This window comes from Erythrobacter cryptus DSM 12079 (genome assembly GCF_000422985.1).
Classification (GTDB): Bacteria; Pseudomonadota; Alphaproteobacteria; order Sphingomonadales; family Sphingomonadaceae; genus Erythrobacter; species Erythrobacter cryptus.
In genome coordinates, this window is sequence record NZ_AUHC01000002.1 from 94,953 (window position 1) to 106,482 (window position 11,530).

Sequence of the window (11,530 nt, forward strand, 5' to 3'; positions counted from 1 at the left end):
GCAAAAGGGCCTTTCAGGCATCCTCTCCCAAACTTTAAAGGCCCGGCCCCAGTGCCGGGCCTTTTTCTTGCCCGGCACAAACCTATCGGCGCGCCGGGCTGCGGGCCTTGCTTCCCGCGCCCCCGTGCTTCCGCCTGCCTTGCCGCCTCCTGATTGCATTCGCGCGCCTCGGTTCCTAGCTATCAGGCTGCCAACCAGCGCAGCAGCAGCACAGGAACCTCCCGCATGGCCGATGCCGATACCGCCGCTCCGCCCCGCACCGTGCGGTTGCAGGTGGCGCCCGCGCGCCAGGAAGAATCGGGGGCAGGGATTGCCCGCATCCCGCGCTCGGCCTTCCAGAAGCTCGGCATCACCGAGGGCGATGTGGTCGAAATTCGCGGCAAGCGCACCACCGCGGCGATCGCCATGGCCGCCTATCCCGAGGATGATGCGCTCGATGTGGTGCGGCTTGATGGGCTGCAGCGCGGCAATGCCCAGGGCGGCACGGGCGAGCATGTCGAGATTGCCCGGGCCGAATCGCGCCCCGCCACCCGTGTGGTCTTTGCCCCGGCCCAGCGCGACATGCGCCTGCAAGGCCCGACCCAGGCGCTGAAGCGCAATTTCTTCCGCCGCCCGCTGGTCGCCGGCGATCTCGTCGCCACCACCGGCCAGCAACCGGTGCAGAACATGCCGCCCGATGTGCGCCAATTGCTGCGCGCGCCGGCCTATGCGCTCACGCAAATCCGCCTCACTGTCGCTTCGACCACCCCCAAGGGCATCGTCCATATCGACGAGAACACCGAGGTCGAGCTGCGCGCCGAGTTCGAGGAGCCGCGCGATGCCCGGGCGCTGGTCAATTACGACGATGTCGGGGGGATGGAGGAGACCATCCGGGCGCTGCGCGAGATGGTCGAGCTGCCGCTGCGCTATCCCGAGCTGTTCACCCGCCTCGGGGTCGAGCCGCCCAAGGGCGTGCTGCTCCATGGCCCCCCGGGCACGGGCAAGACCCGCCTTGCCCAGGCGGTCGCCAATGAGAGCGATGCCGAGTTCTTCACCATCAACGGCCCGGAAATCATGGGCTCGGGCTATGGCGAATCGGAAAAGCGCCTGCGCGAGGTGTTCGAGGAGGCCACCCGCGCTGCCCCGGCGATCATCTTCATCGACGAGATCGATTCGATCGCGCCCAAGCGCACCCAGGTGCCGGGCGAAACCGAAAAGCGCCTGGTTGCCCAATTGCTCACCCTGATGGACGGGCTGGAACAGCGCGGCAACCTGGTGGTCATCGCCGCCACCAACCGGCCCGATGCGATCGACGAGGCGTTGCGCCGCCCCGGTCGCTTTGACCGCGAGATCGTGATCGGCGTGCCCGATCAGCGCGGGCGGCGCGAGATCCTCGGCATCCACACCCGCGGGATGCCGCTCAGCCAGAATGTCGATCTTGATGAGCTGGCCCGCGTCACCCACGGCTTTGTCGGCGCCGATATCGCCGCGCTGGCGCGCGAGGCGGCGATCGAGGCGGTGCGGCGGATCATGCCCCGGCTCGATCTCGACGCGCGCACCATCCCGCCCGACGTGCTCGACGATCTCAATGTCGGCCGCGAGGATTTTCTCGCGGCGTTGAAGCGCGTGCAGCCGAGCGCCATGCGCGAGGTGATGGTGCAGGTGCCCGATATCGGCTGGGCGGATATCGGCGGGGCGGACGAGGCGATCACCAAGCTCAAGGAAGGGATCGAACTGCCGCTCAGGCACCCCGAGGCCTTCCGCCGCCTGGGCATCCGCCCGGCCAAGGGCTTCCTGCTCTATGGCCCGCCCGGCACCGGCAAGACCCTGCTGGCCAAGGCAGTGGCCAAGGAGGCCGAGGCCAATTTCATCTCGGTCAAATCCTCCGATCTGCTCTCCAAATGGTATGGCGAGAGCGAGCAGCAGATCGCCCGCCTGTTCGCCCGCGCCCGCGCGGTCGCCCCTTGCGTCCTGTTCATCGACGAGATCGATTCGCTCGTGCCCGCGCGCGGCTCGGGCCAGGGCGAGCCGCAGGTCACGGGCCGGGTGGTCAACACCATCCTTGCCGAGATGGACGGGCTTGAGGAGCTGCAATCGGTGGTGGTGATCGGGGCGACCAACCGCCCGGCGCTGGTCGATCCGGCGCTGCTGCGCCCCGGGCGCTTTGACGAGCTGGTCTATGTCGGCACCCCCGACAAGGCCGGCCGCGCGCACATCCTTGCCATCCACACCGCCAGGATGCCGCTGGGCGCGGATGTCGATCTGGCCGCGATCGCCGCCGCAACCGAGCGCTTCACCGGGGCCGATCTTGAAGACGTGGTGCGCCGGGCCGGCCTTGCCGCGCTGCACCGCATGGGGGCCGAGGTCGGCACGGTGGAGAAGCGCGATTTCGACGCCGCGCTTGCTGATTCACGCGCCACGGTGACGGTGGAGATGGAGGAGGAGTATCGCAAGATGCGCGGCGAGCTGAAAAAGCGCGCCGCCGCGGTGCAGCCGATGGGCTTCCTCTCGCCCGAAATGCTCACCCCCACCCGGGCGAAGAAACACGAGTGAGCCGCAACCCGCCCCCGCGCGCGTTCGCCAAATGTTTCACGTGAAACATTGGGGCCGGCGCGTGGGGAGCGGCGTGCTCAGTGGGCCGCGTCCCAGCTTGCCCCGGTGCCGATCTCGACCGCGAGCGGGACGCTGAGCGTGACCGCCGGCCCGGCGGCCTCGGCCATCACCTGGCGGATGATCGGCGCGGCGGCCTCGATCTTGTCTTCGGGCAGTTCGAACACCAGTTCATCGTGCACCTGGAGCAGCATGCGCACGTCATCAAGGCCCGCCGCGGCCAGCGCCGGTTCCATGCGCACCATCGCGCGCTTGATGATATCGGCGCTGGTGCCCTGGATCGGGGCGTTGATCGCGGCGCGCTCCGACCCCTGCCTTTCGGCCTGGTTCTTGGAATTGATCCTCGGAAACCAGGTCTTGCGGCCGAACAGGGTTTCCGAATAGCCCCGCGCCCGCACGCTCTCCAGCGTCTCGTGGATATAGCGCTGGATGCCGGGGAAGCGCTGGAAATAGGTGTCGATCATCGCCTGCGCCTCGTCCGGCTCGACTTCTAGCCGGGCGGCAAGCCCCCAGCGCGAAATGCCGTAGAGGATGGCGAAATTGATGGTCTTGGCCCGGGCGCGGGTGTCGCGGGTGACTTCGCCGAACAGCTCCATCGCGGTGCGGGCGTGGATATCCTCGCCCGCGGCAAAGGCTGCCTTGAGGCTCTCGACATCGGCCATGTGGGCCGCGAGGCGCAGCTCGATCTGCGAATAGTCTGCCGCCAGCAGCACGTGGCCTTCCTCGGCGACGAAGGCCTGGCGGATCTGCCGGCCGATCGGGGTGCGCACCGGGATGTTCTGGAGGTTGGGATCGGTGGAAGACAGGCGCCCGGTCTGCGCGCCGACGAGGCTGTAGCTGGTGTGCACCCGCCCGGTATCGGGGTTGATCGCCGCCTGGAGCGCATCGGTATAGGTCGATTTGAGCTTGGCAAGCTGGCGCCACTCGAGCACCAGCCGGGCGATCGGGGCGCCTTCGGCCGCCAGCCGCTCGAGCACCGCGACATCGGTGGAAAATTGCCCGCTCTTGCCCTTCCTGCCGCCCTTGTAGCCGAGCTTGTCGAACAGGATTTCGCCCAGTTGCTTGGGGCTGCCGACGGTGAACTCCTCGCCCGCGGCTTCGTGGATGGCGCGTTCGAGCCGGGCGATCTCGCCCGAAAACTCCTCGGAAAGCTGGGCGAGGCGGGCCGAATCGACCTTGATCCCGGCCCGTTCCATCCGCGCCACCACCGGGATGAGCGGGCGATCGACGCGCTCATAGATGCGCGTGCCGCCTTCGGCCGAGAGGCGCGGCTTGAGCAGGGCATGGAGCCGCCAGGTGATATCGGCATCCTCGGCGGCATAGGCGGTGGCCCGATCCAGGGGCACTTCGGCAAAGCTGATCGCCTTCTTGCCGGTGCCGCACACCTCCTTGAAGGCGATCGGGGTGTGGCCGAGGTGGCGCGCGGACAATTCGTCCATCCCGTGCCCGCCGCCCATGCCGCCTTCGTCGCGCCCGGCATCGAGCGCGAAGCTCATCACCATCGTGTCATCGATCGGGGCAACGGCAATCCCGTGGCGGGCGAGCACGTTGAGATCATACTTGCCGTTCTGGAACACCTTGAGCACCGCGTCATCCTCGAGCAGCGGCCGCAGCACCGCGAGGGCCTCGGCCAGCGGGATCTGCTCGGGCCGCTCGGCGAACATGTCACCCCCGCCATGGCCAAGCGGGATGTAGCAGGCATCATTGGGGCCGAGCGCGAGGCTGACCCCGACAAGCTCGGCGCGGATCGCATCGAGTGCGGATGTCTCGGTATCGACCGCCACCAGCTGCGCGGCGCGGGCGCGCGCCACCCAGGCCACGAGCCGCGCGCGGCTCTGCACGGTTTCGTAAGACCGGTGATCGACGGGCGGCATCGCCGGGGGCGGCTGGCGCTGCGCCCCATCCGCCCCGGCCGCGGGGGCCGCGGCGGTGGTGCGGCGCGGCGGATCAAGCTCGGTGCGGCGCGCCGGGCTGCCGTGCCCGGCCTCGAGCCGGCGCAGCAGCGAGGTGAAGCCGTGCTCCTTCAGGAAGGCGGCGAGCGGTTCGGGCGGGACGGGGCCGAGCTTCATCGCCTCGAGCGGGACAGGAAGTTCGCAATCCTCCTTGAGGGTGACGAGCAGGCGGGAAAGCTCGGCATCGCCGCGCCCCTCGATCAGCCGGTCCCTGAGCTTGGAGGGCTTCATCGCCTGCGCGGCATCGAGCGCAGCGGCGAGCGAGCCGTGCTCGGCGATCAGCTTGCTCGCGGTCTTGGGACCGATGCCGTAGATGCCCGGCACGTTGTCAACGCTGTCGCCCATCAGCGCCAGCACGTCGCCCACCAGGTGGGGCGGCACGCCGAACTTCTCCTCGACCTCGGGCAGCCAGATGCGCTGGTTCTTCATCGTGTCGAGCATGTCGATGCGCGCGCCGTTTTCTTCGCCGATGAGCTGCATCAGGTCCTTGTCGGAGGAGACGATGGTCACGTCCCACCCCTGCCGCTGGGCCGCACGGGCATAGGAGGCGATGAGATCGTCGGCCTCCAGCCCCTCAACCTCGATGCAGGGCAGGCTGAAGGCGCGGGTGGCATCGCGGATCAGCGGGAATTGCGGGACGAGATCCTCGGGCGGTTCGGGCCGGTTGGCCTTGTAAAGATCGTAGATCTCGTTCCTGAAGCTTTCCGATCCGGCATCGAGGATCACGGCAAGGTGGGTCGGGCCTTCGGCGGCATCGAGATCGGCGGCGAGCTTCCACAGCATGGTGGTGTAGCCATAGACCGCGCCCACCGGCGTTCCCTGCGGGTTGGTGAGCGGCGGCAGCCGGTGATAGGCCCGGAAGATATAGGACGAGCCATCGACGAGATAGAGGTGCTGCTTGTCGGCCATGCCGCCTGCTAGCAGGCGCCGAGCCTTGGCGGTAGGCCCTAGCGGGGCGACGCCCCTGCGGCAGGCTACAAGCGGGCGGGCGGCCATGCCGCGGCTTGTCTTGCGCAGGCCAAGGCCCTAGACCGGCGGCGAACCGGACAGGAGAGCCGGTCATCCGCGCGTTGCCAATGGGGGGCGCGTTTCATTCGCACAAGGAAGGACGACACACGATGCGCAAGATCATTCTCGCTGCCGCGATCGCCACTTCGGCGCTCGGCCTTGCCGCCTGCAGCCAGAAGGCGGAAACCGAAACCGACGAAGCCGTCGATGCCATGGCCGCCGATGCCGAAGCGGCCACCGATGCGGCCGTGGAAGGCGCGCAGGATGCCGCCGCGACGACCGCCGAGGGCGTCGAGGCTGCGGCCGACAAGGCTGCCGACACCGCCGAGGCCGCGGCCGACAAGGCTGCCGAAACCGCCGAAGCGGCGATGAAGGCGGCGGAGGAATAAGCGCCGCAAGCCGGCGCTGCCCGGTCAGCCGGGCCTGCGCCATGCAAAGGGCGGCTGCCGCAAGGCGCCGCCCTTTTTGCTGCGGTGATGTTAGTGCGCCCCGGCGGGCTGTCAGCCGCCGGTGCCGTAGGGCGCGTTGGCCCAGTTGCGCGGCGGGCTCAACTGGGCGCGTGCGGCAAAGCCGTCATAGAGCGCCCGGGCGATCGCCGCGATGCGCTCCTCGCGCGCGGCCTTGCTGCCCTGCCCGGTGACATAGATCGCCACCGCGATCGCCCGGCCATCGGGAGTCTCGATGATGCCAATATCGCTTGAGGTATTATTGAGCGATCCGGTCTTGTGGCTGACCCGCGCCTCGAGCGGGATGTGCGCCGGGATGCGGCGCTTGCCGGTGACGGTGCGGCTCATCGCCCCGAGGATCACCGCGCGGCTTTCGGCCGAAAGGAACTCGCCGCGATAAAGCCCGGCAAGCAGGCGCACCATCGCCCGGGGCGTTGCCGCATCGCGCGGATCGATCGTGGTTGCCGGGTTGTACTCGCCATCATCGCGCACCAGCGTGGCGATGTCGCGGTTGATGCTGAACTCGTTGATCCCGTGGCGGCGCATCCAGTCGGTCACCACCGCCGGCCCGCCGACCGCGGCGAGCAGCGCATCGGTTGCCGGGTTGGACGAGCGGGTGATCATGATCTCGATGAGATCGATCGCCGGCATGTATTGCCCCGGGCGCACCGGCGCCTTGGCCGAGGAGAACTTGGGCGAGGCCACCGGCAGCAGCAGCGGAAATTCGCTGGTGAGCGAATAGCGCCCACGCTCGACCTGCTCGAGAAAGGCGGCAGCAACCGCGATCTTGCTGGTCGAGGCCATGGGGAAAAGCTGGTCGCCCAGCACCATCACTTCCTCGCCGGTGGACAGGTCCACCGCCGCCACCCCGATCCGCCCGAGCGCGGGGTTGGCAAGCTCGGCGATGCGCTGCTGAAGGCTGCCGGCATAGATCGCATCGAAGCTCTGCGGGCTGCGCGCCTCGGTGCCGAAGGTGGCATCGAAGCTGGCCTGAAGATCATCCGCCCGCGCCGCAGCCGGGCTGGCAAGGGCGGCGAGTGCCGCGGCAAGGCCGAGCGTGCGGGCGAGGAAGCGGAAAGGGGCCATGGGGGGAAGGCTACTCCTCGAGCGGTTGCGCCAGACTTAACGCCGCATAGTAAGCGCGCGCGATTCGCCGCGGCAAGCCCTCGGCCCGGCGCTTGCGGCGGATGGTGCGCCCTGCGCGACCGGGTCGCCCTCGCGATGCGGCGGCGAGTCGGCGCTTGGCCGAGGCGGCTTGATGTTTCGTCGATTGCCCGTTGGGCGCAGCAGTGCCCGCCACCCGCGCAGGCTTGACTGCGGGAACGCGGCGGGCAGTCTGCGCGTCAAGCACCTGTCACAAGCTGCATCAGGGGATCTCGATGACTGCCACCACCGCATCTGCCGCAAGGCGCGCGCTCGCCCTTGCGCTTCTCGCCAGCGCCTCGGCGCTTGGCCTGGCCGAGGCCGCCCGGGCCGAGGCCGCCCGCAGCGCATCCCCGCCGATCGTGCAGCCGGGCGCGCCGGGCCAGGCGAGCCGGGTGCTGAGCGCCGAGGAAGCCACGCGGCTTGCCAGCGCCAGCTTCACCCCGGCGGACGTCGCCTTCATGCAGCACATGATCGTCCACCACCAGCAGGCGCTCGACATGGCGGAGCTGGTCAAGGCGCGCACCAACACCACCCAGCTGCTCGACATCGCCGGGCGGATCGAGGCCGGGCAGGCCGACGAGATCGCCTTCATGAAGGAATGGCTGACCAAGCGCGGCGCGCCGATCGCGGACCCGGCGCTCGCCGGCCACGGCGCCCATCTCCACCACATGATGGCCGGGATGGCGAGCCCTGAGGAGATGAAGGCGTTGGCCGCGGCCAAGGGGGCGGACTTCGATCGCATGTTCCTCAGCCTCATGATCGCGCATCACGAAGGCGCGGTGAAGATGGTCAATGACCTGCTCGATGAGGACGGCACCGCCGCCGACCCCGAGCTGTTCCGCTTCGTCAGCGATATCGAGGCCGAGCAGAAGGGCGAGATCGAGCGGATGGATCGGTTGCTTGCCAGCCTCTCGTCCGATCCGCGCTCGGGCCTTGCCGCCGGCTTCGACAATGCCGGGGAGGCGATTGCAAACCTCGTCAAGGTGGCGAGCCTTGCCAAGCCCGCCGGGTTCTTCAACCCCGACAACCCGGCCGATCTGCGCCCGCCGGCCGCGCCCAGGAAAGACAAGCCCGCCGCCGCGCCCGAAGCCGCGGCCGAGACCAGCGCGCCCGCGGCCGATGGCAATGCGGCCGATGCCCCCGCCGAGGCCGCGGGCGACCCTGAGCGGGGCGAGGAGGAAAGCCTTACCGAATTTGCCGAACGCTCGCCCCTGCTTGATTTCGCCAATACCGACATGGCCTTCTTTGGCGATGTGCTGGTGGCCGGCTCCTACCACGGCTTCAACATCTATCACCTCGGGGCCGATGGCGTGCCCAGCCTGGTGAGCAGCGTGGTGTGCCCGGGCGGGCAGGGCGATGTCTCGGTCTACGGCAATATCCTGGTGATGAGCGTCGAGCAGACCCGCGCTCGGCTCGATTGCGGGCTTGAAGGTGCCCCGGGCAAGGTCAACCCCGAGCGCTTCCGCGGCCTCAGGATCTTCGACATTTCCGACCTTGCCGCCCCCCGCCAGGTCGGCGCGGTGCAGACCTGCCGGGGCAGCCACACCCATTCGATCGTGAGCGCCGATGAGACGCGCCTCATCGTCTATAATTCGGGCACGGCGGGCATCCGCGAGGAGGCCGAACTGCCCGGCTGCGTGGGCGAGGTTCCGGGTGATACCCGCACCGCGCTGTTCTCGGTCGATGTGATCGAGATTCCGCTGGCCGATCCGTCCAAGGCGCGGATCGTCAAGTCGCCGCGGGTCTTTGCCGATGAGACCACCGGCGAGATCGCCGGCCTGTGGCGCGGGGGCGATCATGGCGAGGGCACGCAGCGCACCGCGCCCACCGATCACTGCCACGACATCACCGTCTTCCCGGCGCGCAAGATCGCCGCCGGGGCCTGTTCGGGCAACGGCATCCTGTTCGACATTTCCGATCCGCTCAATCCCCGGCGCATCGATGTCGCCACCGATCCCACCTTTGCCTATTGGCATTCGGCCACCTTCAACAATGATGGCACCAAGGTGATCTTCACCGACGAATGGGGCGGGGGCGGGCGCCCGCGCTGCCGCGCCTCGGACCCCAAGACCTGGGGGGCGAACGCGATCTACGACATCGTCGATGGCAAGCTCGTTTTCCGCGCCCATTACAAGATGCCCGCCCCGCAGAGCGACAAGGAGAACTGCGTCGCCCACAATGGCTCGATCATCCCCGTGCCGGGGCGCGACCTGTTTGCCCAGGCCTGGTATCAGGGCGGGCTTTCCGTGATGGATTTCACCGACAGCGCCAATCCCAAGGAGATCGCCTATTTCGACCGCGGCCCGATCGATGACAAGCAGCTGGTGCTTGGGGGCTACTGGTCGGTCTATTGGTATGGCGGGCACCTCTATGGCACCGAGATCACCCGCGGGATCGATGTCTTTGCCCTCGTGCCGAGCGCGCATCTGACCGCGGCGGAAATCGCCGCGGCCAAGGCCGCGCGCTATCCCGACCAGCGCTTCAATCCGCAGACCCAGACCCAGGTGACCTGGGACGAGGCGGTAATCAAGGCCGCGGCGGCGAGCCGCAAGGCGGCGCGCAAGCGCGGGTGAGCGCTTGCGCCCCCCTTGTGGGGCGCGTCTGGTGCGGTGCGCTGCACAATTTGCCATTTACGCGCGCGCGCCAGACGCTAAGGGGCGCTGAGCAGGAGGCGAAACGTGAACTGCGCCAGTCCCATTGCACCGCCGATCGAATTGTCCGTGCTGGTTCCGGTCTATAACGAGGAGGCCGGGCTTGATGCGCTGATCGCCCGGGTGATCCCGGTGTGCGAGAGCCTGTTCGGCGACCGTTTCGAGCTGGTGCTCGTCAATGATGGCTCGCGCGATCGCAGCTGGCCGATCATCTGCGCGCATGTCGACCGCGATCCGCGCATCCGCGGCATCAACCTGTCGCGCAACCACGGCCACCAGCTGGCGCTTTCGGCCGGGCTTGCCCATGTGCGCGGCGAGCTGGTGTTCGTGCTCGATGCCGATCTGCAGGATCCGCCCGAACTCTTGGGCCCGATGCTCGCCAAGATCCGCGAAGGCTATGATGTGGCCTATGGCCAGCGCATCAAGCGCCACGGCGAGACCGCCTTCAAGCGCGGCACCGCGGCGCTGTTCTACCGCCTGCTCGATCGGCTGGTCGACACCCATATTCCCCGCGACACCGGCGATTTCCGGCTGATGACCAGGCGGGTGGTCGATCAGCTCAACGCCATGCCCGAACGCTATCGCTTCGTGCGCGGCATGGTGAGCTGGATCGGCTTTGAACAGGCGGCGGTGCCCTATGAGCGCGATCCGCGCTTTGCCGGGGAGACGCATTATCCGCTGGCCAAGATGGTGGCCCTTGCCGTGGATGCGGTGACGAGCTTTTCGGTGGTGCCGCTGCGCCTGGCTTCGCACCTTGGCATGGTCTTCGGGCTGATGGGGCTGCTCGGCCTCATCTGGATCGTGGCGGTGTGGCTCGCCGGGGGCACGGTGCAGGGCTGGGCCAGCCTTGCCTCGCTGGTGCTGATCATCGGCAGCGTGCAACTGCTGGTGCTCGGCGTCTTTGGCGAATATCTCGGGCGCATGTACATGGAATCCAAGCGCCGCCCGCTCTACATCATCGCCGAACTGCGCGGCCAGCCGGCGGCGAGTGCCGAGGCCGGGGCGCCGGTGCGCGCGCTCGAGGAGGAATTGCAGGAGCGCATCGGTGTCGCCGGCTGAATTCGATGCCTATGTCGATGATTACGATGCCCAGCACGCCGCCTCGATCAGGCTGAGCGGCGAGGCGCCGGATTTCTTTGCCGAATACAAGGTTGCCGCGGCGGCGCGCGATCTCGCCCGGCAGGGGATCGTCCCCCGTCGGATCATGGATTTCGGCGCCGGGGCGGGCAACAGCGTCGCCCCGCTCCAGCGCCACTTTCCCGAGGCTGCGCTCACCTGTGTCGATGTTTCGGCCGCATCGCTGGCGCGCTGCCGCAGCCGGGCGCAAAGGCCGGTTGAAACCGTGTGCTATGATGGCGCGCGCCTGCCCTTTGCCGCGGCGAGCTTCGATCTCGTCTTTACCGCCTGCGTCTTCCACCACATCCCCGCCGATCAGCACATAGCCCTCCTTGTCGAGATCCGCCGCACGCTTGCCCCGGATGGGCGGCTGGTGCTGTTCGAGCACAACCCCTGGAACCCGCTCACCCGCCATGCGGTGGCCACCTGCCCGTTTGATCGCAATGCCGTGCTGATTTCCGGGCCAGAGATGAAGCGGCGGGTGCAGGCGGCGGGCTTTGCCGATGTGCGGCTGACCTGGCGGCTGTTCTTCCCCGGCCCCTTGGCGATGCTGCGCCCGCTCGAGGCCGGGCTCGGCTGGTTGCCGCTCGGCGCGCAATACAGCCTGATGGCGCGCTGAAGC

The 11,530-nt window shown here is 68.4% G+C and carries 7 protein-coding genes; 5 read left to right on the top strand and 2 right to left on the bottom strand.

Annotated features, from left to right (window positions below; genetic code table 11):
- Positions 1-225 precede the first annotated feature (225 nt).
- Positions 226-2,532, top strand: coding sequence for a CDC48 family AAA ATPase (locus tag G524_RS0103370; RefSeq protein WP_027442448.1), 2,307 nt, complete (start codon positions 226-228; stop codon positions 2,530-2,532).
- 77 nt (positions 2,533-2,609) lie between these two features.
- Here G524_RS0103370 and polA read toward each other — a convergent pair whose 3' ends face one another.
- Entirely contained in the window at positions 2,610-5,450 is a 2,841-nt protein-coding gene (gene polA / locus G524_RS0103375; protein ID WP_027442449.1) for a DNA polymerase I, read from the bottom strand.
- 209 nt (positions 5,451-5,659) lie between these two features.
- Here polA and G524_RS0103380 point away from each other — a divergent pair, with 209 nt between their 5' ends.
- Positions 5,660-5,938 carry a hypothetical protein gene (locus tag G524_RS0103380; protein ID WP_027442450.1) on the top strand — a complete coding sequence of 93 codons (279 nt, stop codon included), beginning with the start codon at positions 5,660-5,662 and terminating at the stop codon, positions 5,936-5,938.
- 111 nt (positions 5,939-6,049) lie between these two features.
- Here G524_RS0103380 and G524_RS0103385 read toward each other — a convergent pair whose 3' ends face one another.
- The gene (locus tag G524_RS0103385; RefSeq protein WP_027442451.1) at positions 6,050-7,081 is read right to left on the bottom strand and encodes a serine hydrolase; all 1,032 of its coding nucleotides are present in this window, start codon (positions 7,079-7,081) and stop codon (positions 6,050-6,052) included.
- A 293-nt stretch (positions 7,082-7,374) separates the two neighbouring features.
- On the opposite strand from G524_RS0103385, the gene G524_RS0103390 reads away from it, so the two are divergent.
- The 3 genes from G524_RS0103390 to G524_RS0103400 all read left to right on the top strand — a co-directional run bounded on the left by G524_RS0103390 (position 7,375) and on the right by G524_RS0103400 (position 11,527).
- On the top strand, positions 7,375-9,714 hold the full coding sequence (locus tag G524_RS0103390; protein WP_027442452.1) for a DUF305 domain-containing protein: 2,340 nt from the start codon (positions 7,375-7,377) through the stop codon (positions 9,712-9,714).
- Between the two features lie 105 nt (positions 9,715-9,819).
- Positions 9,820-10,851, top strand: a complete 1,032-nt coding sequence (locus G524_RS0103395; protein WP_036857300.1) for a glycosyltransferase family 2 protein — start codon at positions 9,820-9,822, stop codon at positions 10,849-10,851.
- Entirely contained in the window at positions 10,838-11,527 is a 690-nt protein-coding gene (locus G524_RS0103400; RefSeq protein WP_027442454.1) for a class I SAM-dependent methyltransferase, read from the top strand. The genes G524_RS0103395 and G524_RS0103400 overlap by 14 nt, the downstream gene beginning before the upstream one ends.
- Positions 11,528-11,530 lie beyond the last annotated feature (3 nt).

Excerpts from the sequence above, each read along its gene's own strand:
- G524_RS0103370 (WP_027442448.1), top strand. The coding sequence starts at position 226 with ATGGCCGATGCCGATACCGCCGCTCCGCCCCGCACCGTGCGGTTGCAG.
- polA (WP_027442449.1), bottom strand. The coding sequence starts at position 5,450 with ATGGCCGACAAGCAGCACCTCTATCTCGTCGATGGCTCGTCCTATATC.
- G524_RS0103380 (WP_027442450.1), top strand. The coding sequence starts at position 5,660 with ATGCGCAAGATCATTCTCGCTGCCGCGATCGCCACTTCGGCGCTCGGC.
- G524_RS0103385 (WP_027442451.1), bottom strand. The coding sequence starts at position 7,081 with ATGGCCCCTTTCCGCTTCCTCGCCCGCACGCTCGGCCTTGCCGCGGCA.
- G524_RS0103390 (WP_027442452.1), top strand. The coding sequence starts at position 7,375 with ATGACTGCCACCACCGCATCTGCCGCAAGGCGCGCGCTCGCCCTTGCG.